At 65.8% G+C, this 24,590-nt stretch carries 26 protein-coding genes; 13 read left to right on the forward strand and 13 right to left on the reverse strand.

All coding sequences use genetic code 11. The annotated features are described in order from the left end of the window. Positions 1 to 131: 131 nt before the first annotated feature. Complete coding sequence (locus tag AC3WS4_RS05880) at positions 132 to 683, reverse strand: hypothetical protein (protein ID WP_056344349.1); 552 nt, start codon at positions 681 to 683, stop codon at positions 132 to 134. A gap of 188 nt (positions 684 to 871) precedes the next feature. Between AC3WS4_RS05880 and AC3WS4_RS05885 the strand changes: the two genes are divergently transcribed. Beyond that, the gene (locus AC3WS4_RS05885; RefSeq protein ID WP_492735772.1) at positions 872 to 2,008 is read left to right on the forward strand and encodes a beta-ketoacyl-ACP synthase III; all 1,137 of its coding nucleotides are present in this window, start codon (positions 872 to 874) and stop codon (positions 2,006 to 2,008) included. A 105-nt stretch (positions 2,009 to 2,113) separates the two neighbouring features. On the opposite strand, the gene AC3WS4_RS05890 is transcribed toward AC3WS4_RS05885, so the two are convergent. The 5 genes from AC3WS4_RS05890 to hisB all read right to left on the reverse strand — a co-directional run bounded on the left by AC3WS4_RS05890 (position 2,114) and on the right by hisB (position 6,043). After that, positions 2,114 to 3,202, reverse strand: coding sequence for a calcium:cation antiporter (locus tag AC3WS4_RS05890; protein ID WP_056344355.1), 1,089 nt, complete (start codon positions 3,200 to 3,202; stop codon positions 2,114 to 2,116). Positions 3,203 to 3,252: 50 nt separating this feature from the next. After that, the gene (gene hisF / locus AC3WS4_RS05895) at positions 3,253 to 4,017 is read right to left on the reverse strand and encodes an imidazole glycerol phosphate synthase subunit HisF (RefSeq protein ID WP_492735770.1); all 765 of its coding nucleotides are present in this window, start codon (positions 4,015 to 4,017) and stop codon (positions 3,253 to 3,255) included. 76 nt (positions 4,018 to 4,093) lie between these two features. Continuing rightward, positions 4,094 to 4,849 carry a 1-(5-phosphoribosyl)-5-[(5-phosphoribosylamino)methylideneamino]imidazole-4-carboxamide isomerase gene (gene hisA / locus AC3WS4_RS05900; protein ID WP_492735768.1) on the reverse strand — a complete coding sequence of 252 codons (756 nt, stop codon included), beginning with the start codon at positions 4,847 to 4,849 and terminating at the stop codon, positions 4,094 to 4,096. After that, on the reverse strand, positions 4,837 to 5,445 hold the full coding sequence (hisH, locus tag AC3WS4_RS05905; RefSeq protein ID WP_492735766.1) for an imidazole glycerol phosphate synthase subunit HisH: 609 nt from the start codon (positions 5,443 to 5,445) through the stop codon (positions 4,837 to 4,839). Before hisH ends, hisA begins: the two co-directional genes overlap by 13 nt. A gap of 10 nt (positions 5,446 to 5,455) precedes the next feature. Next, a complete protein-coding gene (gene hisB, locus AC3WS4_RS05910) occupies positions 5,456 to 6,043 on the reverse strand; it encodes an imidazoleglycerol-phosphate dehydratase HisB (RefSeq protein WP_492735764.1) in 588 nt (195 codons plus the stop codon). A gap of 87 nt (positions 6,044 to 6,130) precedes the next feature. On the opposite strand from hisB, the gene AC3WS4_RS05915 reads away from it, so the two are divergent. From AC3WS4_RS05915 to AC3WS4_RS05930, 4 genes are read left to right on the forward strand one after another with little or no spacing between them, the layout of a single operon-like run. After that, a complete protein-coding gene (locus tag AC3WS4_RS05915) occupies positions 6,131 to 6,610 on the forward strand; it encodes an SspB family protein (RefSeq protein WP_492735762.1) in 480 nt (159 codons plus the stop codon). Between the two features lie 4 nt (positions 6,611 to 6,614). Further along, a complete protein-coding gene (locus AC3WS4_RS05920; protein ID WP_492735760.1) occupies positions 6,615 to 6,929 on the forward strand; it encodes a hypothetical protein in 315 nt (104 codons plus the stop codon). Then, a complete protein-coding gene (gene fumC, locus AC3WS4_RS05925) occupies positions 6,926 to 8,341 on the forward strand; it encodes a class II fumarate hydratase (RefSeq protein WP_492735758.1) in 1,416 nt (471 codons plus the stop codon). Before AC3WS4_RS05920 ends, fumC begins: the two co-directional genes overlap by 4 nt. Positions 8,342 to 8,362: 21 nt before the next feature. Continuing rightward, the gene (locus AC3WS4_RS05930; protein WP_262408164.1) at positions 8,363 to 8,731 is read left to right on the forward strand and encodes a hypothetical protein; all 369 of its coding nucleotides are present in this window, start codon (positions 8,363 to 8,365) and stop codon (positions 8,729 to 8,731) included. A 45-nt stretch (positions 8,732 to 8,776) separates the two neighbouring features. Here the strand turns inward: AC3WS4_RS05930 and AC3WS4_RS05935 are convergent, their stop codons facing one another. Beyond that, positions 8,777 to 11,083 carry a TonB-dependent receptor gene (locus AC3WS4_RS05935; protein WP_492735756.1) on the reverse strand — a complete coding sequence of 769 codons (2,307 nt, stop codon included), beginning with the start codon at positions 11,081 to 11,083 and terminating at the stop codon, positions 8,777 to 8,779. Between the two features lie 203 nt (positions 11,084 to 11,286). Then, positions 11,287 to 11,853, reverse strand: coding sequence for a DUF2585 domain-containing protein (locus tag AC3WS4_RS05940; protein ID WP_492735754.1), 567 nt, complete (start codon positions 11,851 to 11,853; stop codon positions 11,287 to 11,289). 49 nt (positions 11,854 to 11,902) lie between these two features. On the opposite strand from AC3WS4_RS05940, the gene gmk reads away from it, so the two are divergent. Further along, the gene (gene gmk / locus AC3WS4_RS05945; RefSeq protein ID WP_492735752.1) at positions 11,903 to 12,571 is read left to right on the forward strand and encodes a guanylate kinase; all 669 of its coding nucleotides are present in this window, start codon (positions 11,903 to 11,905) and stop codon (positions 12,569 to 12,571) included. 12 nt (positions 12,572 to 12,583) lie between these two features. On the opposite strand, the gene AC3WS4_RS05950 is transcribed toward gmk, so the two are convergent. The 4 genes from AC3WS4_RS05950 to AC3WS4_RS05965 all read right to left on the reverse strand — a co-directional run bounded on the left by AC3WS4_RS05950 (position 12,584) and on the right by AC3WS4_RS05965 (position 16,374). Next, the gene (locus AC3WS4_RS05950; protein ID WP_187139156.1) at positions 12,584 to 13,027 is read right to left on the reverse strand and encodes an acyl-CoA thioesterase; all 444 of its coding nucleotides are present in this window, start codon (positions 13,025 to 13,027) and stop codon (positions 12,584 to 12,586) included. 1 nt (position 13,028) lies between these two features. Continuing rightward, entirely contained in the window at positions 13,029 to 13,811 is a 783-nt protein-coding gene (locus tag AC3WS4_RS05955; RefSeq protein ID WP_056344390.1) for an SDR family NAD(P)-dependent oxidoreductase, read from the reverse strand. A 111-nt stretch (positions 13,812 to 13,922) separates the two neighbouring features. Further along, positions 13,923 to 15,092 (reverse strand): acetyl-CoA C-acetyltransferase, encoded by a 1,170-nt coding sequence (locus AC3WS4_RS05960; RefSeq protein ID WP_492735749.1) that lies wholly within the window; start codon positions 15,090 to 15,092, stop codon positions 13,923 to 13,925. Between the two features lie 127 nt (positions 15,093 to 15,219). Next, a complete protein-coding gene (locus tag AC3WS4_RS05965; RefSeq protein ID WP_056344395.1) occupies positions 15,220 to 16,374 on the reverse strand; it encodes an acyl-CoA dehydrogenase family protein in 1,155 nt (384 codons plus the stop codon). A 226-nt stretch (positions 16,375 to 16,600) separates the two neighbouring features. Here AC3WS4_RS05965 and AC3WS4_RS05970 point away from each other — a divergent pair, with 226 nt between their 5' ends. Next, positions 16,601 to 17,470 (forward strand): SMP-30/gluconolactonase/LRE family protein, encoded by an 870-nt coding sequence (locus tag AC3WS4_RS05970; protein ID WP_492735747.1) that lies wholly within the window; start codon positions 16,601 to 16,603, stop codon positions 17,468 to 17,470. 219 nt (positions 17,471 to 17,689) lie between these two features. Next, a complete protein-coding gene (locus tag AC3WS4_RS05975; protein ID WP_492742663.1) occupies positions 17,690 to 19,804 on the forward strand; it encodes a M3 family metallopeptidase in 2,115 nt (704 codons plus the stop codon). A gap of 36 nt (positions 19,805 to 19,840) precedes the next feature. Here AC3WS4_RS05975 and AC3WS4_RS05980 read toward each other — a convergent pair whose 3' ends face one another. Further along, positions 19,841 to 20,287: a hypothetical protein gene (locus AC3WS4_RS05980; RefSeq protein WP_492735743.1), complete on the reverse strand. Its 447-nt coding sequence runs from the start codon at positions 20,285 to 20,287 to the stop codon at positions 19,841 to 19,843. 123 nt (positions 20,288 to 20,410) lie between these two features. Between AC3WS4_RS05980 and AC3WS4_RS05985 the strand changes: the two genes are divergently transcribed. From AC3WS4_RS05985 to AC3WS4_RS06005, 5 genes are all read left to right on the forward strand, one after another. Then, a complete protein-coding gene (locus AC3WS4_RS05985; RefSeq protein WP_492742664.1) occupies positions 20,411 to 21,316 on the forward strand; it encodes an SPFH domain-containing protein in 906 nt (301 codons plus the stop codon). Between the two features lie 13 nt (positions 21,317 to 21,329). Further along, positions 21,330 to 21,533: a type II toxin-antitoxin system antitoxin gene (locus AC3WS4_RS05990; protein WP_187139162.1), complete on the forward strand. Its 204-nt coding sequence runs from the start codon at positions 21,330 to 21,332 to the stop codon at positions 21,531 to 21,533. A gap of 3 nt (positions 21,534 to 21,536) precedes the next feature. Then, complete coding sequence (locus AC3WS4_RS05995; RefSeq protein WP_056344407.1) at positions 21,537 to 21,779, forward strand: hypothetical protein; 243 nt, start codon at positions 21,537 to 21,539, stop codon at positions 21,777 to 21,779. 235 nt (positions 21,780 to 22,014) lie between these two features. Next, complete coding sequence (rpe, locus tag AC3WS4_RS06000; protein ID WP_492735738.1) at positions 22,015 to 22,701, forward strand: ribulose-phosphate 3-epimerase; 687 nt, start codon at positions 22,015 to 22,017, stop codon at positions 22,699 to 22,701. 18 nt (positions 22,702 to 22,719) lie between these two features. Further along, a complete protein-coding gene (locus AC3WS4_RS06005; RefSeq protein ID WP_492735737.1) occupies positions 22,720 to 24,483 on the forward strand; it encodes a heparinase II/III family protein in 1,764 nt (587 codons plus the stop codon). Positions 24,484 to 24,590 lie beyond the last annotated feature (107 nt).

Raw genomic sequence — 24,590 nt, forward strand, 5'->3', positions numbered from 1 at the left:
CCCCCCACCCCCCCTCTTTTTCGACAAACAGCAAGACCCCACTCTGTAACACACCCCTTCGGGGTGTCTCGACTTCGCTCGACGCGAACGGAAAAAAGGGTCCGCTTCTCGCTCCAAAGCGGACCGCGCTCTCAATTCGCCGGTCTGGTCTCGTCGATCTTCTCGACCCATTCGGGGTAGAAGCTCGGCTCGCGCGCGGACCAGCCGGGGGCGGTGGCCGCCGCTTCGCTGATCGACTGGAGCAGGATCTTGCGCTTGTCGGGGTGCAGGTGCGGCAGCGACGCCGCCGCGCAAAAGGCACCCGGCAGCCACGGCCGCGCATGCGCGCCGAGCAGTCGTTCATAGAGGAAGCGGTAGGACGCAAAGCCCGGCAGGCGGTCCTGCCCGAGATCGAAGGCCGACACCGCGACGAGCGGCGCCATGAAATGTTCGAGCGCGTCGAGGCCGCTGTCATCGGGAATATGCGCGCGAATTTCGTTGATCCGCTGATAGACGCGCGCCTGGACGCGGATCGCGGTCTCCTCGACCATGTCGCGAGACCAGCGGCTGATCGCATCGTCGCGCTCGAGCCCGATATCGAGCGAGCGGCGGATGTAGCGCTGCGTCGCCGCAGGGAAGCCCGCAAATTCCTTGATTTCCGCAAAGGACAGCTCGCCGGCTGCTGGTCCAGAACGCGTCGCCATGGTCATGCTCCCGCACGGCGCCCGGGGAGCCATCCCCCCGGAGGCCTGCAATTAGGCAGTCTGCCACCAAAATGGTTAGTGGCCGGTTAACCATGACGTTGGCGATTGTTCATCCGACTTGGGGGCGTTGCGCGATGCCGCGACGGAGCCTAATCAGCGTGTCTTGAAACTGACACACGAGAGCCATCATGTCGCACGCACCGCAGCCGGTACTTTCTTCGACCGGCCTTTTCACCCCCGCCGAAGCCATCTCCAACGAAGAACTTGTCGCCAGTTTTAACCAGTATGTTGCACTGCACAATAGGGAAAATGCACAGGCCATCGCAAAGGGCGATGTGGCGGAACTGACCGAATCGAGCGTCGAGTTCATCGAGAAAGCGAGCGGTATCGGGTCGCGCTTCGTCGTCGACAAAGCCGGCATCCTCGACCCCGCACATATGGCGCCGCGCCTCGAAGACCGCGGCAATGACGAGATTTCGTTGCTCGCCGAAATCGGCGTCGCCGCGGCGAAAGACGCGCTGACGCGTGCCGGACGCGATGCGAGCCACGTCGATGCGGTGCTGTGCGCGGCGTCGAACATGCAGCGCCCCTATCCGGCGATGGCGGTCGAGATCCAGGACGCGCTCGGTATCGACGGCTTCGGCTTCGACATGAATGTCGCCTGCTCGTCGGCGACCTTCGGCATCCAGACCGCCGCCGACTATATCCGCGCCGGCCACGCGAAGAGCGTGCTCGTCGTGAACCCCGAAATCTGTTCGGGCCATCTCAACTGGCGCGACCGCGACAGCCACTTCATCTTCGGCGACGTCGCGACCGCGATCCTCGTCGAGGACAAGGACATCGCCCCGACGGGCCATTGGGACATCCTCGGCACCAAGCTCAAAACGCAATTCTCGAACAACATCCGCAACAATTTCGGGTTCCTCAATCGCGGCCACGGCGGCATCGACCAGTCAGGACCGAAGACCGACAAGCTGTTCGTCCAGGAAGGCCGCAAGGTGTTCAAGGAGGTCGTGCCCTGGGTCGCGAACCTGATCGTCGAGCAGATGGAGCTACTGGGGCTGGAGGGCGGCGACATGCGCCGGCTGTGGCTGCACCAGGCGAACACCAACATGAACCGCCTGATCGCCCAGCGCGTGCTGGGGCATGAGGCGAGCGAGGACGAAAGCCCGACGGTGCTCGACACCTATGGCAACACCTCGAGCGCGGGGTCGATCATCGCCTTCCACCTGAACCATGAGGATATGAGCGCGGGCGACACCGGGCTGATCTGTTCGTTCGGCGCGGGGTATAGCGCAGGGACTGTATTCGTTCGGAAGACATAGTCGTCGCCCCTGCGAAGGCAGGGGCCCCTATCGACCTTGCGCTACATCGCCAACGGCCGCGACAAGAGGCACGTGACTCTAGTCGCCCTTCGCGGGGGCGACGCATTAGGGCACGAAGGTCGTGAACAGGTAGATCGCGAACAGCATCAGGTGGATCACCCCCTGCAGCACCGTCGTTCGTCCGTTCGCCAGCGTCTGCACCGACACGATCAGCGACAGGAACAGCAGCACGGTCGACTTGGCGTCGAGGCCGAGGCTGATAGGCAGGTCGGTCATGATCGACAGGATCGCGACCGCGGGAATGGTCAGGCCGATCGTCGCCAGCGCCGAACCCAGCGCGAGGTTGAGGCTGGTCTGCAAGCGATCGGCCTTCGCCGCACGCACTGCGGCAAGCCCTTCCGGCGCGAGAATCAGCGCCGCGATCAGCACGCCGAGCACCGCCGGCGGCGCGCCCCAGTCGGACAGCAGCGCGCCCATCACCGGCGACAAATTCTTGGCGAGCAGGACGACCGCGACCAGGCTGGCGAGCAGCAGCGCGCCCGATATCGCGGTGCGCTGGACGGTCGGGGGCGCGGCGTGCGCATCAGGTTCACCGTCCCCGTCAGCATCGCCGTCGGGAAGGAAATAGTCGCGGTGGCGAACCGTCTGCACCAGCGCGAAGGTCGCATAGAGGATCAGCGACACCGCCGCGACGAAACCGAGCTGGACGGGGGAATAAAAGGACCCCGGCGCGCTCGACGTGAAATTGGGGAGTACCAGCGTCACCACCGTCAGCACCGTCAGCGTCGCGAGCGCGGCGCCGATACCAGTACGCTGGAACCGCTGTTCATGATGGCGGATCGCCCCGCTTAGCAGGCAAAGCCCCATCAGCAGGTTGAGGATCACCATCACCGCCGCGAACACCGTGTCGCGCGCCAGTGTCTGCGCCTTCTCGGGTTCGGCCTGCATCAGGGTCAGGATCAGGCCAACCTCGATCACCGTCACCGCGAGTGCGAGGATCAGCGTGCCGAAAGGTTCGCCGACGCGATGTGCGATCACCTCGGCATGATGGACCGCCGCGACGACGGCGCCCATCAGGATGAAGGCGACGAGCCAGGCGTTCAGCGGCATCGCGAAACTCGCCATCGCGGCGACGAAGCCGAGGATCGGGAAAATGTCGTTGGTACGGTCGGCGATGCGGAGTTTGCTTTGCATCGGGCTTCTATTGCAGTCCGATTCCGCCCTGACCACCCCTCGCAAGCGGATTAATGCACGCGCACTGGCAGTCCCGCTGCGGCGAGCCGTGCATGGGCGTCGGCGATCGTCGCTTCGCCGAAGTGGAAGATGCTCGCGGCGAGCACCGCGCTCGCGCCGCCTTCGACCACGCCGGCGACGAGATGGTCGAGGTTGCCGACCCCGCCCGATGCGATCACCGGCACGCTGACCGCATCGGCGATCGCGCGGGTGAGCGCGAGGTCGTAGCCGTCCCTGGTGCCGTCGCGGTCCATGCTGGTCACGAGCAATTCGCCCGCGCCGAGGGTGGCGAGCCGCACCGCATGCTCCAACGCATCGACCCCGGTCGGCGTGCGCCCGCCATGGGTGAAGATTTCCCAGCGGTCCTCTGCCACACGCCGCGCATCGATGCTGCCCACCGCGCACTGGCTGCCGAAACGGTCGGCGATATCGGCGACGAGTTCGGGCCGCGCGACCGCCGCGCTGTTCACCGCGACCTTGTCGGCGCCGGCGAGCAGCAGCGCGCGCGCATCGTCGGCGCTGCGCACCCCGCCGCCGACCGTCAGCGGCATGAAGCAGACTTCGGCGGTGCGGCTGACCATGTCGAGCAAGGTACCCCGCCCCTGATGGCTCGCGCCGATGTCGAGAAAGCAGAGTTCGTCGGCGCCCGCAGCATCATAGGCGCGCGCCGCTTCGACCGGATCGCCGGCATCGCGCAGGTCGACGAAATTAACGCCCTTGACGACACGCCCGTCGGCGACGTCGAGGCACGGGATGACGCGGACGCGGACGGTCATCTGCTCCCCTCCCACTTGTGGGAGGGGTTGGGGGAGGGCATATTTCGGGACGGAAACGCTTTAGACATGCCCTCCCCTAGCCCCTACCGCCAGCGGGAGGGGAATTGCCCACCGCGATCGCTTCGGCAAGGTCGAGCCGCCCGTCGTATAGCGCGCGCCCGGTGATCACGCCCTCGATGCCGTCGGCGACATGCGGGCGCAGCGCGTGGATATCGTGGATGTCGGCGACGCCGCCGCTCGCGATCACCGGGATGGCGACCGCCTTGGCCAGCGCGACCGTTGCCTCGACGTTGCAGCCCTTGAGCAGGCCGTCGCGGCCGACATCGGTGAACAGCAGCGCGGCGACGCCGGCATCCTCGAAACGGCGGGCAAGATCCTCGACGCGGACGTCGGAGACATCGGCCCAGCCCTCGGTCGCGACCATGCCGTCGCGGGCATCGACCCCGACGACGATCCGGCCGGGCAGGTCGCGCGCCGCCGATTTGACGAATTCGGGGTCTTTCAGCGCCGCGGTGCCGATGATCACGCGGCTGACGCCGAGCGCCAGCCAGCGGTCGACGCCGGCGCGGTCGCGGATACCGCCGCCGACCTGCACCTTGCCCGGGAAGGCCGCGACGATGCTCTCGACCGCCGCGCCGTTGACGCTTGTCCCCGCGAAGGCGCCGTCGAGGTCGACGACGTGCAGGTGAGACGCGCCCGCAGCGGCGAACAGCCGCGCCTGTGCCGCCGGATCGTCGCCATAGACGGTCGCGCGCGCCATATCGCCCTCGGCAAGCCGCACCACCTGGCCGCCCTTGAGGTCGATCGCGGGGAAGATGGTCAGGGCCGCCATGCGAGAAATCTTTCGAGCGTTGCGAGGCCATAGGCCTGGCTTTTTTCGGGGTGATATTGGACGCCGACGATATTGTCCTTCGCGACCGCCGCGGTGAACAGCCCGCCATGGTCGCTCGTCGCCGCGACGTCGGTCGCGTCGGCGAAATGATAGGAGTGGAGATAATAGGCCTCGCCCGCCGCGATCACCGGATGGTCGCGCGCCGGGACGACATCGTTCCAGCCCATATGCGGGATGCGTAGCCCGGGAGCGGGGGTGAAGGCGCGTACCGTGCCGCCGATCCAGCCGAGGCCCTGATGCGTGCCATGCTCCTCGCCCGCGTCGGCGAGCAATTGCATGCCGACGCAGATGCCGAGAAAGGGCGCGCCCTGCCCGCGAACGCGCTGTTCCATCGCGTCGATCAGCCCGGGGATCGCGGAAAGCCCGTTCATGCACGCGGCGAACGCGCCCACGCCGGGCAACACGATGCGGTCTGCCTTCGCGACGATATCCGGATCGGCGGTAACGGCAACGTCGGTCGCGCCCGCGGCGACGAGCGCATTGTGCACCGAGCGAAGATTGCCCGCGCCATAGTCGATCAGGGCGATGGCGCTCATCGGACGGTCCTTAGAGGACCCCCTTGGTCGACGGAATCGCATCGCCCTTGCGCGGGTCGATCTCGACCGCCTGGCGCAGCGCGCGGGCCAGCGCCTTATACATGCTTTCGGCGATATGATGGTTGTTCTCGCCGTACAGCATCTCGATGTGCAGCGTGATGCCCGCCGCCTGCGCGAAGCTCGCGAACCAGTGCGGGAACATCTCGGTGTCCATCTCGCCGAGGCGCGGCTGCGAAAAGGACGATTTATAGACGCAGTGCGGACGCCCCGAGATATCGAGGACGCAGCGGGTCAGCGTCTCGTCCATCGGCGCATGCGCCTCGCCGTAGCGCGCGATGCCGCGCTTGTCGCCGAGCGCCTTCGCCACCGCTTCGCCGAGCGCGAGCGCGCTGTCCTCAACGGTGTGATGCTGGTCGATATGAAGGTCGCCCTTCACCTGCATCGAGATGTCGATCAGCGAGTGGCGCGACAATTGCTCGACCATATGGTCGAGGAAACCGATGCCGGTGGACACCGCATAATCGCCGGTGCCGTCGAGATTGACGGCGATCGCGATGTCGGTTTCCTTGGTCGTGCGCTGGACGGTGGCGGTTCGCATGGCCGACGCCATAGCACCCACTTTTCGCGTTGCAAGGCGACTCTCCCCCCTTGACCGGCACGCGACCGGCGTTCATCCCCCTGCGCCATGACTGAAGACGTTCGCGACAGCCTGATTCCCTATGACGAGATCGTGCAGGACGCCCTGCGCGCGGTGGTCGGCCGCGTGCTGCGCCAGATCGAAGGCTATGACAGCCTGCCCGGCGAGCATCATTTCTATATCACCTTCAAGACGCAAGCGTCGGGGGTCGATATTCCCGCGCATCTGATCGCCAAATTCCCCGACGAAATGACGATCGTGCTGCAGAACCGGTTCTGGGACCTGACGGTCGAGGAAGACCTGTTCAGCGTCGGCCTGTCGTTCAACCAGACCCCGTCGATCCTGACGATCCCCTACGCCGCGATCACCGCCTTCGTCGATCCGTCGGTCGATTTCGGGCTGCAGTTCCAGGTGAGCGACGACGGCGCCGAACCCGAACCGCATGACGAGGCCGACAATGACCGCCCCGACGTGACGACCGAGGACGGGACGAACGTCGTCACCGTGGATTTCGGCAAGAAACGTTAGCGTCATGGGCGGCCCCACATGGCCCCCCAGCCGCTTCTGGCAATATTGGGCGCTCGCCGGCATGGTCGTGCTGACCGCCGCCTTCTGGTGGGGGGTCGAGGGTTTTGCGCTCCTCGAAAGCGGCGGCACCGGCAGCGATATCGGTGACGGTATCCTGCGCTTCAGCCTGCTCGCGCCGACCCCGGCACTGGTCATCGTCTGGCTCGCCCCCGGCTGGCTGCGTCCGCGCGTCGGCGACAGCGGCTATTGGCAATTGCTCGGCACCGTCGCGGCGATCTGGGCGGGCGCGGTGCTGGTGACGCGGATGCTGATCGGATGAGCGAAACGCGGATCGAGAGCGACAGCATCGGCGAGATCGCGGTTCCGGCGGACGCCTATTGGGGGGCGCAGACCGAACGCAGTCGCCACAATTTCGCCTTTCCCGCGCACGAACAGATGCCGTTGCCGATCGTCCACGCGCTGGCGCGGGTCAAGCGCGCCGCCGCGACGGTGAATCGCGCCCACGGCCTCGACGCCGGGATTTCCGACGCGATCGTCGCGGCGGCGGACAAGGTGATCGCGGGCGACCATGACGGCCAATTCCCGCTCGCCATCTGGCAGACGGGCAGCGGCACGCAGTCGAACATGAACGCCAATGAGGTGATCGCGGGTATCGCCAATGAGGCGCTGACGGGGCAGCGCGGCGGCAAGTCGCCCGTCCACCCCAACGACCATGTCAACATGGCGCAGTCGTCGAACGACAGCTTCCCGACCGCGATCCATGTCGCGGTCGCGATCGAAACGACGAAGCGGCTGCTGCCCGCGATCGTCGCCCTCACCGACGCGCTGGCGGCCAAGGTCGAGGCGTGGGCCGACATCGTCAAGATCGGCCGCACCCATTTGCAGGACGCGACCCCGCTGACGCTGGGACAGGAGTTCTCGGGCTATGTCGCGCAGCTGATCGCCTGCCGCGCGCGGATCGAGGGCGCGCTCGCCCACAATATCAACAAGCTTGCGCAGGGCGGCACCGCGGTCGGCACGGGACTCAATGCGCCGGCGGGTTTCGATGTCGCGATCGCCGCCGAGCTGTCGAAGACCACCGGCATCGCCTTCGAACCCGCGCGCAACAAGTTTGAGGCGCTGGCGTCGAACGACGGGCTCGTCTTCTTCTCGGGCGCGCTGAACACGCTCGCGGTCGCGCTGACCAAGATCGCCAACGACATCCGCCTGCTCGGCTCGGGTCCGCGCGCCGGCCTCGGCGAACTCGACCTTCCCGCGAACGAACCCGGCAGCTCGATCATGCCGGGCAAGGTCAACCCGACCCAGTGCGAGATGCTGACGATGGTCGCGGCGCAGGTTGTCGGCAACCATCAGGCCGTCACGGTCGGCGGGCTACAGGGGCATCTCGAACTCAACGTCTTCAAGCCGCTGATCGGATCGAACGTGCTGCGCTCGATCGACCTGCTCGCGATCGGCATGGCGGGTTTCACCGAGCATTGCGTGATCGGGCTCGAACCCAATCGCGGCCGCATCGACGAACTGATGAACCGCTCGCTGATGCTCGTCACTGCGCTGGCGCCCGAAATCGGCTACGACAAGGCGGCGAAGATCGCGAAACATGCGCATGAGACGGGGTCGACGCTGCGCGAGGCCGCGCTCGATCTGGGCTATGTCGATGCGGACACCTTCGACCGCGTCGTCGACCCGCGCACGATGCTGGGTGCGGAACCGACCCGGCCCTCCGGGGATTGATGGGGAGAAGGAGAGATGGGCATGATCGGCAGGATTGTTGGCGGCGTTCTCGGCAGCGCCATCGGAAAGCAGAAGGGCGGCCATCCCGTCGCCGGCGCGGTGATCGGCGCGGCGACCCTGTTCGCAGCAAGGCGCCTTTTTCCCCAGCGTTATGCCGCGATCGCAGCCTGGGGCGCGGCGGGGTATCTCACCAAGAAATGGGCCGACCGCGCCGCGGCGCGCAAGGCAGCGGAGCAAGCGCATGCGCTCGATCCCGAACTCGCCCGCGAAGGCGTGGTCGATAGCTATGCCGGCACCGGCGAACCGCTTTCGGACGGCGAGAGCATGGGTGATGCGCTGCCCCCGGCGATCCCGATCGACGAGGCGCATCCCCGCCCCGTCATCCACTAGGCACCTGCGCGATGAAGGAGCGGGACACCGGTCCCGCCCCTGACGTCAGAAGTCGAAGCTGACTTCGGCGCCGATGATCCGCGGATCGCCCGGCGCGGTGAGCACATAACCAAGGCTGCCCGAGAAATCGAGAACAGTGGTGCCATAACGCTTGTCGGTCAGGTTCTTCACGAACAGCGCCACATTCATCGACGGCTTTTCGAAGGTCTTGGAAATGCGGAGGTTGAGCAGACCATAGCCCTGAATCGTCGTCCAGCTCTTGGTCAACGGATCGGTCAGGCTGCTCGGCGCGCCGTCGTGCGTGCCCTTATAGGCATAGTCGATCTGTGCGCGCAGCGGCCCGCCCGGCATCTCATGCTCATAAGCCGCCGACAGCGACCAGTTCCATGTCGGCAGATAGGGGAAACGTTCGAACGAACGATCCACGCCGTTGCTGACATAATCGTCATAGCGGGCGTGGACATAGCCGAGCGCGCCGCGCAGCGTAAGGCCGTCGAGCGGCACCGCGGTCGCCTCCGCCTCGAAACCCTTGATCGTCCCCTTCGCGGCGTTGCGCACCACGGTCAGCGTCGGCGGGCTCGGCGGCGGCAGCGAGCTGCCGACGACCACGGTGCGCTGGATCCCGTCATATTTCGAGATATAGCCCGCCAAGTTGAGGCGCAGGCGGCGGTCGAACCAGTCGGACTTGAGTCCCAATTCATAGTCGGTGACCGTTTCGGGATCGAAGGGCTGAAAGGTCAGTGGATCGGCGCCGCCGCGCAGGTTGAAGCCCCCCGCCTTGTAACCGCGTGCGGTGCGGGCATAGAAAAGCAGACCGTCGCGCGGCTTGTAATCGAGCGTCGCCATATAGGACCAGTCGGAATAGCTTTGCTTCAGATTGGCGACGCAGCCGGCCTCGGTCGTCACAGTGCCGACGATCGCGGTGGGCAGATTGCAGCGCAGGAAGGTGCCCAGCGGCCGGTCGACCCGGTTGCGCGAATCGAGCGCCTTGGTGTCCTTGGTATAGCGCAGACCCCCGGTCAGGCTGAGTGCGTCGGTAAGCTTGAAGGTCGCCTGGGCAAAACCCGCGATGCTCGAATTCTCGACCGAACCATCGGTGACATTGACCGTCCGGCCGTCGACGTTGGTGGTCGTGTTATAGTTGATCGTGCGCGTGCCGTCGGTGCCCGTTTCGCGCGAATAGAAGGCGCCGAAGATCCAGTTCAGCCGGTCGTCGAGCGACACGCCGGAAATCTGCGATTCCTGCGTAAAGACCTTTTGCCGTGTCGGCTGGCGAACGAGAATGAGGTTGAAGGTCGTCGCATCGAGATCGTGCTGCGTCAGCCGGTCGAGTTCGCGATAGGCGCTGATCGATTTGAAGTCGATGCTGTCGTTCAGGCGGATGTTGAGCGTGGCGGAGGTGCCCCATGCCTCGATCCGGCTGATGCTTTCGCCGCCATGGTTGACGTCGCGATAGTCGGCGTTCTGCGCGAGGATGTCGGCGAGGCTGCCGCCCTGGGCGATCGCGTTGGTCAGCAGCGCCGACGTCGGCCGCACCCCGGCGATATGCCAGGCGAGGGTCGAGGTGCTGGCCTTGTTGTAGTCGCCGCGCAGCGTCAGGTCGATGTCGTCGCTGACGTCCCAGCGCAGCGCCGCGCGCAGGTTGCCGCCGTTGAGGTCGCCGCCGATATATTTGCCGTCGACGCGGTTGCGGCCATAGCCGTCGCGCTTGTCATATTGACCGACGACGCGCAGCGCCAGCGTGCTCGCGAGCGGCACATTGACGATCGCCGACGCGCCGCGACGCCGATATTCGTCGGTGCGCAGGACGAGCTTGCCTTCGAAATGGTCGGTCGGTTGTTTGTAGAAGATATTGATCGCGCCGCCGGTGGTGTTGCGGCCGAACAGCGTGCCCTGCGGCCCTTTCAATATCTCGACGCGATCGACGTCGATCAGGTTCGACATTTCGGTCGAGATCGTCTTGGCGATGTTTACGCCGTCGAGATAGATTCCGACCGCGGGGTCGGTGGTGAGCAGCGCGTCGGTCTGCGTCTGGCCGCGCAGCGAGATGGCGGTCGAGTTGCGGTCCGCCGAAACCGGGTTGATCGACAGCGACGGCGTCTGTTCCTGCAGGTCGCGGAAGCTCTGGATCGACTGGTTGGTCAGCGATTCGCCCGACAGCGCGGTGATCGCGAGCGGCACGTCCTGAAGCCGTTCTTCGCGCTTGCGCGCCATGACGATGATATCGCCGTCGATCGCGTCCGACGTGTCGACCGTCTCGCCCGTGTCCTGCGCGAAGGCGGACGGGACCGCCCATCCGCCGATGCCCATGGCCACCATCGTGCCAGCGGCGAACGCCTTGCCGAGCTTCATCTGCCTCTCCCTGACTTATATATCTAGGTTATAGATGTTTCGCTCGTACAAAAAATATGACGAACCGTCAACTATGGCCGGGGGTCACGGGTTCTCGGGCTGTCGATCGAGCGGAACGGGTCCGTTCGGGCTGAACCGATTCGTACATCCGCCCCGTCCTCGGGGTTCGGCGCCGCGCCGAAACCGCCCGGCGGCGGAGGCCGTCAGCCGCCCGCCTGCCATTCCTTGATCGCCTCGACCGGCGAGACGAGCATGAGGACGTTGAGCGTCAGATTATCGCGGATCGTCCACAAGGTGAACAGTTCGAAGACGATGGCGATGACGACCGTCACCCACCAACGCATCCGGCTCGCCGCGAGGAATCCCGCGATCATGAACAATGCGTCGCTGGCCGAATTGAGGATCGAGTCGCCCGAATAGCCGAACGCCATCGTCACCTCGCGATAGCGGTCGATGATGATCGGCGAGTTTTCCAATATTTCCCACGCCGCCTCGATCCCGATCGCGAGCGCCAGCAGGGCCCACAAGGGCTGGCGCGGGAGCAGCCAGCGGCCAAGGCCATAGAAGATAAAGCCATGGATGATGTGGCTGAAGCTGTACCAGTCCGAAATCTGCTGGCTGTTCTGGTTCGACTGGACGGTGCCGTGCCACAGGCTGATCGTCCCGCACGGGCAGATCGGCGGGCGCCCCATCGCAAACAGGATCGCGGTGAACAGCGCGATCAGCCCCGCGGCGACCAGCCAGCCTTTTCGTGAAACCCCCAGGATCATCGTCGCCCTTCCCGCTTGACCGCGCCGCGCTGTCGCGCAATTAGCCCGCATGGCTGAAAGCGTCCACCTCAACCGCCGCGGCGTGTTGTTCGTCCTCTCCTCGCCCTCGGGCGCGGGCAAGACCACCATCTCGAAAAAGATGCTGCTCGCCGATCCGGATATCGCGCTGTCGATTTCGGCGACGACGCGCCCGCCGCGCCCCGGCGAGGTCGACGGCAAGGATTATCATTTCGTCGATACCGAAACGTTCAAGCAGATGGCGGCCGAAGGCGAGTTCCTCGAATGGGCGCATGTCTTCGGCCATCGTTACGGTACCCCCCGCGCGCGCGTCGACGAACTGCTCGATGCCGGCAAGGACGTGCTGTTCGACATCGACTGGCAGGGCGCGCAGCAATTGTATCAGGAGGCCGGCCCCGACGTCGTGCGCGTCTTTGTCCTGCCGCCGACGATGGAAGAACTCGAACGCCGCCTGCGCGCGCGCAACACCGACAGCGACGAGGTGATCGCCGCGCGCATGGCGCGCGCCGCGAACGAGATCAGCCACTGGGACGGCTATGACTATGTGCTGATCAACGATCAGGTCGACGAATGCTATGGCGAAGTCATGGCGATCCTGCGCGCCGAACGGCTGAAGCGTCGCCGCCAGATTGGCCTGATCGGCTTTGCCCGCGACCTGATCCGGTCGATCCCGGACAGCGATACGACGATCGACGAATAACAGGGATAGTCCCTATCGATTGGCCGGCGTCACCAGCTTGTCGGTCAGTTCCGCGACCATCTCGGCGCGCAGCGGCTTGGCCTGACCGTCGGTGCGGCACACGACCACGGTGTCGCAGCTCGCGATCGCGCGGCCATTCTGGAACATCGCCTGGACGATCGTCCAGCTCGACGTGCCGATGCGGCCGATGCCGCTGGTGATCGTCACCGGGTCGGGGAAATTGCCCTCGCCCAGATAATTGATCTCGACCATCGCGACCATCGTGCGCTCGTTCGCGGGGCGATCGATCAGCGGCCGCACCTCGCGGTTTAGGAGCACCCGGCCGCTTTCGAACAGCGCCGCAAAGGCCACATTATTGAGGTGGCCGTTGATGTCCATGTCCTGGAACCGCGTCTGCAATTCGATAGACGCGGGGTAGCTGGCGGCATCGAGCCGCCAGCTTTCCGGTTTAGCCATATCAGCGCGGGCCCATGCGGATGCCGCCGTCGAGGCGGACGTCCTCGCCGTTGAAATAGCCATTCTCGATCATCGTCAGCGCGAGACCGGCATATTCCGCCGGGTTGCCGAGGCGCTTCGGATTGAGCACCGAGGCGCCCAATGCGTCGCGGACATTCTGCGGCGCGCCCGCGAGCAGCGGGGTGTCGAAAATGCCCGGCAGGATCGTGTTGACGCGGATGCTCTCGCTCGCGAGGTCGCGCGCGATCGGGATCGTCATGCCAACGACGCCGCCCTTCGATGCGGAGTAAGCGGCCTGGCCGATCTGGCCGTCCTCGGCCGCGACGCTCGCGGTGTTGACGATCGCGCCGCGCTCGCCGTCTTCCATCGGCGGCAGCGTCATCATGCCCGCCGCTGACTTGGCGATGCAGCGGAAGGTGCCGACGAGGTTGATCTGGATGATCCAGTTGAAGGCATCGAGCGGGAAATGCTTGATGCTGCCGTCTTCCTTCGAGCGGCTCGCGGTCTTAATCGCGTTGCCGGTGCCGGCGCAGTTGACGAGGATGCGTTCCTGGCCGATCGCTTCGCGCGACTTGGCGAAAGCGGCGTCGACCGACGCGTCGTCGGTGACGTTACATTCGCAGAACACGCCGCCGAGTTCGGCCGCGAGTGCGGTGCCCTTTTCTTCCTGCAGGTCGAAGATCGCGACCTTGACGCCCTTGGCGGCGAGCGCGCGCGCGGTCGCGGCGCCGAGGCCCGAGGCGCCGCCGGTGACGACGGCGGAAACGGTGGAATCGAGTTTCATGGGTTTCTCCTAGAAGCCCTCCCCTTCAGGGGAGGGTTTGGGTGGGGCATGTCGGGGGCGCGAGCACAGGCCCTCCCCCAACCCCTCCCGCAAGCGGGAGGGGAGATTTCGTCAAAGCCGTTCGATGATCGTGACGTTGGCCTGGCCGCCGCCTTCGCACATCGTCTGGAGGCCATATTTGCCGCCGGTCGCGTCAAGCACGCCGAGCAAAGTCGCCATCAGCTTGGTGCCGCTGGCGCCGAGCGGGTGGCCGAGCGCGATCGCGCCGCCATGGACGTTGAGCCGCGCATGGTCGGCGCCGAGATATTTCAGCCAGGCGAGCGGCACCGGCGCGAAGGCCTCATTCACTTCATAGGCGTCGATGTCCTCGATCTTCATGCCCGCCTTCTTCAGCGCCTTTTCGGTCGCAAACAAAGGTTCTTCGAGCATGATCACCGGGTCGCCCGCGGTCACCGAGATGTGATGGATGCGTGCACGCGGGGTGAGACCATGGTCCTTCAGCGCCTGTTCCGAAACGATCAGCGCGGCCGACGCACCGTCGCAAATCTGGCTCGAAGAGGCGGCGGTGATCGTGCCGCCTTCCTGCAGGATCTTGACCCCGGCGATGCCTTCCAGCGTCGCGTCAAAACGGATTCCCTCGTCGACCAGATGGGCCTGGCGGCCTTCGGGGGTGTCGATCTCGATCCCGACGATCTCACGCTTGAAATGGCCCGCCTCGGTCGCTGCCTTGGCGCGGCGATGGCTTTCGAGCGCGAAGGCGTCGAGGTCGTCCTTGGTGAAGCCATGTTTCTTGACGATCATCTCGGCGCCCATGAACTGGCTGAACATGATGCCGGGATATTTTTCCTCGAGCCGCTCGGACTTATAGTGGCCGAGGCCTTCCTTGATGAACAAGGTCGCGACGCTGCCCATCGGCACGCGGGTCATGCTTTCGATGCCGCTGGCGAGAACGATGTCCTGGGTGCCCGACATCACCGCCTGCGCCGCGAACATCATCGCTTGCTGCGACGAGCCGCACTGGCGGTCGATCGTCACCGCGGGGATCGAGTCGGGCAGGTTCGACGCGAGCACGGCGTTGCGGCCCAAATCCATCGTCTGCTGGCCGCCCTGCGACACGCAGCCGGTGATGACATCGTCGATCTTCGACGTGTCGAAATCATTGCGGTCGGCGATCGCGTCGAACACCGCGGCGCCAAGGTCGACGGGGTGGACGCCGGCGAGCCGGCCGCCGCGCTTGCCGCCTGCGGTGCGGACGGCGTCGACGATATATGCATGAGCCATGGGGAGTTCCTTTCTTCGTGGGGCGCAATAAATAGGGACAGTCCCTATTTATGCCCGGTGACATCAAATTGCCTGGCGACTGTTCTGCATAAATAGGGACTGTCCCTATTTATTGCTCATGCCGCCGTCAGAGTTTCCGCCCGATCAGTTCCTTCATGATTTCGTTGGTGCCGCCGAAGATGCGCGTCACGCGCGCGGCGCGCCAGGCGCGAGCGATCGGATATTCGTTCATATAGCCCGAGCCGCCGAACAGCTGGAGGCATTTGTCCATCACCTCCCACTGCAACTCGGTGTGCCACAGCTTCGCCGCGGCGCCCTCTTCGGGGGTCAGTTCCTTCTTCATGTGACGCGCCAGCGCCCAGTCGAGATGCGCCCAACCGACCTGGAGCTTGGCCTTGAGGTCCGCCAGCACGAAGCGGCTGTTCTGAAAATCGAGGATCGGCTTGCCGAACGCCTTGCGGTCGCGGGTATATTCGACCGTGTCGTCGAAGGCGCGCTGCGACGCCGCCTGCGCGCTGACCGCGATCGACAGCCTCTCCTGCGGCAGCTCGCTCATCAGATAAATGAAGCCCTGCCCCTCTTCGCCGAGGCAGTTGGTGATCGGGACGCGGACGTCGTTGAAGAACATTTCCGAGGTGTCGGCTTCGTCCTGCCCGATCTTGTCGAGATTGCGGCCGCGCTCATAGCCCTCGCGATCGGCCTCGACGAGGACGATCGACACGCCCTTCCATGCCGGCTGGATCTCGGTGTCGGTCTTGACGCAGACGAGGATCAGGTCGGCGTTCTGGCCGTTGGTGATAAAAGTCTTCGACCCGTTGATGACATAATGATTGCCATCCTTCTTCGCGGTCGTGCGCATGCCCTGAAGGTCGGAACCGGTGCCCGGTTCGGTCATCGCGATCGCCGTGATCACCTCGCCCGCCACCATCTTGGGCAGCCAGTGCTTCTTCTGCTCTTCGCTGCCATATTTGACGATATAGGAGGTGACGATGTCCGACTGGAGCGAGAAGCCCGTCGTGGCGCGGCCGTAATAGGCGCTTTCTTCATCAACGATCGCATTATAGCCGAAGTCGAGGCCGAGACCGCCATATTCCTCGGGCACCGTCGGGCACAGCATGCCGAGTTCGCCCGCCTTGGGCCAGATCGACTTGGGAACGATCTTGTCCTCGGCCCATTGCGCGGCGTTGGGGGCGACTTCCTTTTCGAGGAACTGGCGGACCGTGGCGCGGAACGCCTCATGATCCTCGCCATAGGCCGAGCGCGACAGGTTATCGAGCGACATCGTCTTCTTCTCCCGTATGACGGCCGGACGAAAGCGGGGAGCCGGCGCGCGTGTATGGCCGCGCTGGCGCGCGCCCTTCGCCCGCCACCTGACCTTACGTTTACGTGCACGTCAAGTAGAAATGCCGTTACGGCATGAATGTCGCGGCATCGCTCGCACAAAGCCGCAGCGACGAATAGGTTTGCAGGCGCTGGGCAGCGGCGACGGCGCAGGTTACACGCCGCCGATGGTCCAACTTCTCCTCGACGCCGGCGCCTTGCTCGGCGAGTCGCCGCGCTGGCACGCCGGCGAAGCCCGCCTTTATTGGGTCGATATCGACGCCCAGCAGATCCATCGGCTCGATCCCGCGACCGGCGACCATGACTGGATGCAACTGGCCGAACCGGTCGGCTGCGTCGCGCCGCGAGCGGGCGGCGGACTGATTGCCGCGCTCGGCGACGGCTGCGCGCTGATCGACGAATGGGGCGCCGTGCCGCGTCCGTTCGGTCCCGCCGCGCTCGCCAACTTGCCGCACCAGCGCTTCAACGACGGCTGCGTCGACAGCGCCGGCCGCCTGTGGATCGGCAGCCTGACTGCTGACAAGCCGAAACGCGACGCCGCGCTTTACCGTCTCGACCCCGACGGCAGCCTCACAAAAATGCTCGGCGGATTAATGACCAGCAACGGCGCGGCGTTCAGCACCGACGGGCGTATCTTCTATCACGCCGATACGCCGACGCACCGCATCCATGCCTATGATGTCGATCCCGCGACCGGGACGCTCGGCGAAGGCCGGTTGTTCCACGAATTTCCCGAGGGCAATGGCCGCCCCGACGGCGCCGCGGTGGATGCGGAAGGCTGCTATTGGTCGGCGCTGTGGGACGGGTGGCGGATCGTTCGCATGTCGCCCGCGGGCGAACTGCTTCAGACGGTCGACTTGCCCGTCCAGCGGCCGACGATGCTCGCTTTCGGCGGCGACGATCTGTGCACCGCCTTCGTCACCAGCGCGGGCAAGAATTTGACCGAGGGCGAGCGGACGGCGCAACCGTATGCGGGCGGGGTGTTCAGCTTCCGGGTCGATGTGCCGGGGCTCGCGCAGCCGATGTTTGAGGGGTGAGTTCCTCGCTGTTGCCTTGCGGCGGGAGGGTCGCAGGCCCCAAACTTGCACATAACCGTCACATCTGGTTAAGACGCCCGCCGACATGGTTTCGTTCGAAACCTTTTCCACCGGGAGATTCCGATCATGCCGCGCACCGCGCCCCTTTTTGCTCGCCGCCAGTTTCGCCGCGCATCGATGATGCTTGCATCGACTGCGCTGCTTGTGGGTTATAGCTCGATGACCCACGCCGCCGAAACCGCCGCCCCTGCCCAGCCGGCCGCGACCGCGCCCGCCGATGGCAACCCGCTGCTCGCGCCCTGGACCGGCCCCTTCGAAGGGGTGCCGCCGTGGGACAAGCTCGATCCCGAACTCTTCCCCGACGCCTTCACCCAGGCGATGGCCGAGACCAAGGCGCAGGTGCAGGCGGTGATCGATAACCCCGAACCCGCGACGTTCGAAAACACCCATGTCCCGATGATGCTCGCCGGCGACACCGCCGACCGCGTGTTCGCGCTGTGGGGCGTGCAATCGTCGAACAAGTCGAACGACCGTGTCGAGGACATCGACGCCGAGTGGAGCCCGAAAATCTCCACCTTCTATACCGAGCTGTTTCTCGAGCCGAAGCTCTTCGCGCGCTACAAGGCGGTCTATGACGCCCGCAACACGAGCGGCCTCAACGCGCAGCAGATCCGCATCGTCGAGCGCAGCTATGACGAGATGGTCCGCGACGGCGCCAACCTGTCGGCGCCCGACAAGGCGAAGCTGGTCGCGATGAACGCCAAGCTCGAAGGGCTGTTCTCGACCTTCTCGTCGAAGCTGCTCGGCGACGAGAAACTCTATACCTTCGTCACCGACAAGGCCGAACTGGCGGGTCTCGAACCCGGCTTCGTCGCCTCGCTGGCGTCGGCCGCCGAAGCCAATGGCAAACCCGGCCAGTGGGCGATCAAGAACACCCGCTCGTCGGCGCAGCCGGTGCTGCAGAACGCCACCAACCGCGCGCTGCGCGAGAAGGTGTACAAGGCCTTCGTCAACCGCGGCGACAATGGCGACGCCAACGATACCAACGCGACGATCGCCGAAATCCTGAAGCTGCGTCAGCAGCGCGCCGAACTGCTCGGTTTCCCCAACCACGCCGCGTACCGCATGGCCGACACGATGGCGAAGACCCCCGCCAACGCGATGGGCCTGATGATGAAGGTGTGGCCCGCCGCGGTCGCGCGGGTGAAGGAAGAGGTCGCCGACATGCAGGCGATCGCCGACGCTGAAGCCAAGGCCGGAAAGGGCCCGAAGCTGACCATCGAGCCGTGGGATTATCGCTTCTACGCAGAGAAGGTTCGCAAGCAGAAATACGACCTCGATGAGAGCGAGGTGAAACCCTATCTCCAGCTCGACAAGCTGACCGAGGCGATGTTCTGGTCGGCTGGGCAGCTCTACGACCTCGGCTTCCGCGAAAACACCGGCACCGTTCCGGTCTTCGATCCCAAGGTCAAAACCTTCGAAGTCTATAACCTCAAGACGAACGAGAATGTCGGGCTGATCTATCTCGACAATTTCGCACGCGACGGCAAACGCTCGGGCGCGTGGATGACGACCTATCGCAGCCAGCAGACGCTGGGCGGCGAACGCAATGTGCTGGCGTCGAACAATAATAATTTCACCGAAGGCGCGAAGGGCGAGCCGACGCTGGTCAGCCTCGACGACGCGACGACGCTGTTCCACGAATTCGGCCACGGCATCCATTATCTGCTGCAGCATATTTACTACCCGGCGCTCGCCGGGGTGCCGCGCGACTTCGTCGAATTCCCGAGCCAGGTGAACGAGAATTGGCTGATGACCCCCGAAGTGCTGTCGAAATATGCGACGCACTACAAGACGGGCGAACCGATGCCGCAGGCGCTGGTCGACAAGATCCTCGCGTCGAACAAGTTCAACCAGGGTTTCGAGACGGTCGAATATCTGTCGAGCGCGATCGTCGACATGAAGATCCACGACCGCAAGACCCCGCCGACCGACATCGACAAGCTGGAACGCGACACCCTCGCCGAAATCGGCATGCCGAAGGAAATCGTCATGCGGCACCGCCTGCCGCAGTTCGGCCATTTGTTCAGCAGCGACGCCTATTCGGCGGGCTATTATTCCTATCTGTGGTCCGAAACGATGGACGCCGACACCTGGGCGGCCTTCACCGAGGCCGGGGGGCCGTGGGACCGCAAAGTCGCCGACAAGTTCCGCACCATATTGCTGATGACCGGCAACGAAACCGACCGCGCCGAAGCGTATCGCGCCTTCCGCGGCCGCGATCCCGATGTGAAGGCGCTGCTCAAGAAGCGCGGCTTCCCGACCGGCGAATAGGGATCGGGGGAGTCCGGCCAGCCGCGCCGGACTCCCTCAATCCGCAACCCCCTTGCGGCGCAGATGTTCATGGGTCGCGATCGCCAGCGCATAGAAGGCGACGTCGGCGAGCAGCTTGCCGGCTAGGATGCCGAGCGCCGGGCCGAGCAGCCAGACGGTGAACCCGATCGCCGCGGGCCGCACGACGAAGGTGTCGAGCAGTTCGGCGGGGCCGAACTCGACGAGCAGCAGCGCCACCGCGCGCCAGCGCCGCCCCGGTGCTGCGGTCCACGCCGCCTGCGCGCCCATGACGCCGTAAAAGCCGACATTTTCCACCATCGCCGCGGCATAGGCGGCGCCGACCAGCGGCGCGCCCATCGCGCTCGCCGCCAGAAAGCCGCCATAGCTGGTGGCGACCGCCGCCACTTCGGCGGGACCATAGCGGCGTAGCCAGCGGCTCAGGCGGGCGGGGAGGCTTTCCGTAATTTGTCGATCATCGCGCATATCGCCGATATTGGGGTGCGAAGACCGGGCTTGGCAAGCCCGGGCCGCGGCGCCGGCAACCGGCGTGTTGACAGCCGCGAAATTCGATATAAATATGATATCATAATTATATCGGAGGGCATGATGACTGATTCGAATGTGACCGCGGGTTTGAACCCGACGCGGGAAGTGCGCGCCGCGACCGCGAGCGGCTATCTGATGCTGCTCGTCTGGCTCGCGCTGCTCGGCATCGCCGCCTGGGCGGCGATCAGCAACGCGACCGCCGACGTCCAGGTCGCCTGGAAATGGGCCGTCGTCGTCGCGAGCGCGGTGGCCGGCCTGCTGATCCTGTGCGGCTTTTACCTGATCAACCCCAATGAAGCCGCGGCGATCCAGCTGTTCGGCAGCTACAAGGGCACCGACCGTGAAGCCGGGCTGCGCTGGGTGCTGCCCTGGCTGACCCGCAAGAAGATCGCGGTGCGCGCCAACAACGTCATTTCGGACAAGATCAAGGTCAACGATCTGCGCGGCAACCCGATCGAGATGGCGGCGCAGGTCGTGTGGCGCGTCACCGACACCGCGCAGGCGCTGTTCGACGTCGACGATTACAAGGAATTCGTGATGGCGCAGATCGAGGCCGCGGTGCGCTCGATCGGCTCGCGCTATCCCTATGACGATATCGAGCATCAGGAAATCACCCTGCGCGGCAATCACGACGAGGTCGGGGTCGAGCTGCGCAAGGCGCTGATCGAACGGCTGAGCGTCGCGGGGATCACCGTCGACGAATGCGGCCTGACCCACCTCGCCTATGCGCAGGAAATCGCCGGCGCGATGCTCCGCCGCCAGCAGGCCGAAGCCGTGATCTCGGCGCGCAAGAAGCTGGTCGAGGGCGCGGTGACGATGGTCGAGATGGCGCTCAACCTGCTCTCCGAAAAGGGCGTCGTCGAGCTCGACGACGAGCGCAAGGCGGCGATGGTGTCGAACCTGATGGTCGTGCTGTGCGGCGAACGCGACACCCAGCCCGTGGTCAACGCCGGCTCGCTTTACTGAGGCGGATGAGGCCGTGCCCCCGTCGTCCAAAAAAGCCTTTGCCCTGCGGGTCGATCCGGCGCTCTACGCCGCGATCGAGCGGGCGGCGGCGGACGATTTGCGCAGCGCCAACGCCCAGATCGAGGTGCTGCTGCGCGAGGCGCTGGCGCGGCGCGGGATCAAGGTCAAGCCGCCGGTCGCCGCCAAACGCGGCCGCCCGCCGAAAGAGGAAGGCTGAAAAATGCTGCATCTGCTCCTGGATAAGAAGCCCTGGTTCCGCCCCAAGAATAGCGGTTATGGCAGCGGATTGCCGATCGCCTGGCAGGGCTGGCTGTTCATGGCGCTCCACATCGCGCTGATCACCGGCATCGCGACGCTGCTGCGCGACCGGCCGGCGATGATGACGATCGCGATCGTCCTCGCGGGCCTCGCGCCGCTGCCGATCTATCGCGCCCGCACCGAGGGCGGCTGGCGCTGGCGGTGAACGGTCCTCCCTGTCGCGAAGCGATGGGGAAGGTGGCAGCCGCGCAGCGGCTGACGAAGGGGCCGACGCCGTCAAAGGCTGGCGCAAGCCCGCGGCCCCTCCACCACCGCTTCGCGGCGCCCCCCCTCCCCACGGCAGCGCCGCAGGGAGGATCTTGCCGCCATCGCGCCTTTTCCACCGCTGGCGCCCAAGGCCCGCTTGCCCCCCAAGGGGTTGATGGTTAAGGCCGGTGGTCATGTCCCCCGTCACGCCCCCGTCACACATCGCCCCCGTCCGCATCGCCCCCTCGATCCTCAGCGCCGATTTCGCGCGATTGGGCGAGGAAGTCCGCGCCATCGAGGCCGCCGGCGCCGACTGGGTGCATATCGACGTCATGGACGGCCATTTCGTGCCGAACCTGACGATCGGCCCCGCGGTGGTGAAGGCGCTGCGCCCGCACAGCACCCTGCCCTTCGACGTCCATCTGATGATCAGCCCGGTCGACCATTTCCTCGACGCCTTTGCCGCCGCCGGCGCCGACATCATCACCGTCCATCCCGAGGCGGGTCCGCACATCCACCGCACTGTCCAGCACATCAAGTCGCTGGGCAAGCAGGCCGGTGTGTCGCTCAATCCGGCGACCCCGGCGAAGATGCTCGATTATCTGATCGACGACATCGACCTGGTGCTGATCATGAGCGTCAACCCGGGCTTCGGCGGCCAGAGCTTCATCACCAGCCAGCTCCGCAAGATCGAGGCGGTGCGCAAGATGATCGACAAGTCGGGCCGCGACATCAGGCTCGAGGTCGACGGCGGCATCGACGTCGCGAGCGCGCCGCTGGCGATCGCCGCGGGCGCCGATGTCCTCGTCGCCGGCACCGCGACCTTCCGCGGCGGCCCGGACGCTTACGCCGACAATATCCGAAGCCTCCGCGGCGCCTGATCGGTGAAGGGAAGAGCCTTGACCTCTGCCCCCATCGACCAGCTTCCCGATGCGGGCGACGATACCCCGCCGATCGACGACACGATCGAGCCCGGCAAACGGCTGATCCGCCTGCCCGCCGAAAAGGGCCTGTCGCTCGGCGACCGCATCGCCAATCATTTCACCCGCCTGACCTGGCGCACCCCGCTGCACGCCTTTCGCCTGAAAGGGCGCTTCCCGCTCAAGCTGCTCGGCGTGCCGACCGACCCGATCCCCGGCGACACCCGCGCCGGCACCGCGATCCGCGCCGGGCATTTCCTCCACCGGGGGCTCAAGCAGCCGCTCGGCGAGCTGGATTTCGCCGCGCTCGCCGTCGCGCCGACCTTTGCCGACTATCTCCACAGCTTCGCCTGGCTGCGCGACCTCGCCGCGACCGGCGCCCGCGCCGACGGCGCCCCGATCGCCGAGGCGATGGTGCGCAACTGGCTCACCGCGCATGGCGAAACCGTCAGCGAACCCGCCTGGCGCGCCGACAACACCGGCTGGCGCATCCTCTATTGGGCGTTCCATGCGCCGCTGATCCTGTCGTCGAGCGACCTCATCTATCGTTCGGCGGTGCTCAACCATCTCGCGCGCGCCGCCCGCCACCTCGACCGCGTCGCCGACAAGACGCGCCCCGGCATCGGCCAGCTCGTCGCCTGGACCGGCATCGTCGCCGCGTCGCTGCTGATGCCCGGCGGCGAACCGCGGCAGATCTTTGGCGAGGCGGGGCTGCGCAAGGTGCTGGAAACCAGCTTCTACGCCGACGGCGGCAATATTGCGCGCTCGCCGCAGGCCCAGCTTGACGCGATCATGGCGCTGTCGATGCTCGCGCGCGTCTATGACATGCGCCGCATGGCGGTGCCGCCTTTCGTGCAGGAAGTGCTGGCGCGCGCGGTTCCGGCGCTGCTCGGGCTCGTCCACGCCGACGGCGGCATGGGCAGCTGGCAAGGCAGCGGCGCGACCGCGGCCGAGCAGATCCAGGCGATCGTGACCGCCAGCGGGGTGCGCACCCGCCCGCTCAAGCAGGCGCGCGACTGGGGCTATCAGCGGCTCGTCGCGAACAAGGTCGTGCTGCTCGCCGATGCCGCGCCGCCGCCGATCGCGCGGGTGACCGAGGCGGGCTGCGCCTCGACGCTCGCCTTCGAACTCAGCGACGGCGCCGACCGCATCATCGTCAATTGCGGCGGCGCGGCGCTGACCGGCGCGACGATCCCCGAGGACCTCGCGCGCGGGCTGCGTACCACCGCCGCGCATTCGACCCTGATCCTCGCCGATTGCAATTCGACCGCGATCCTGGCGAGCGGGTCGCTCGGCAAGGGGGTCACCGAGGTCGAGCTCGACCGGCGCGAGACGCCGCAGGGCAGCCGTCTGGAGATGAGCCACGACGGCTACGCCCGCCGCCATGGCCTGATCCACCGCCGCCTGCTGATCCTGTCGCCCAACGGGCGCGAACTGCGCGGCGAGGACCAGCTGCTCCCCGCCCCGCGCAGCCGCCGCAAGGGCGACAAGGCGTTCGTGCTGCGCTTCCACCTCGGCCCCGCGCTGTCGGCAAGCCTCACCGCCGACAAGCTCGGCGCGCTGCTCCGCATCAACGGCGGTCCGCTGTGGCAATTCCGCACCTCGGAGGGCGCGCTCGACATCGAGGAAAGCCTGTGGGTCGACGGCGAAGGCCGCCCGCATCCGGCCGAGCAGCTCGTCGTCACCGGCACCGCGCCCGCGGGCGGTGCCAGCATCGGCTGGATCTTCAAACATATCGGCTGATCGCCGCCGCGCGGCGTCAAAAATCTTCGGGCGCCACTTTCGGCGCAATCCGTAGCGCTGGCGCGGAAACCGCTTTCCTTCTGTTTCATTAGTGTGACACCCCCGTA

The organism is Sphingopyxis sp. EU05-FHT14B03 (assembly GCF_058790875.1).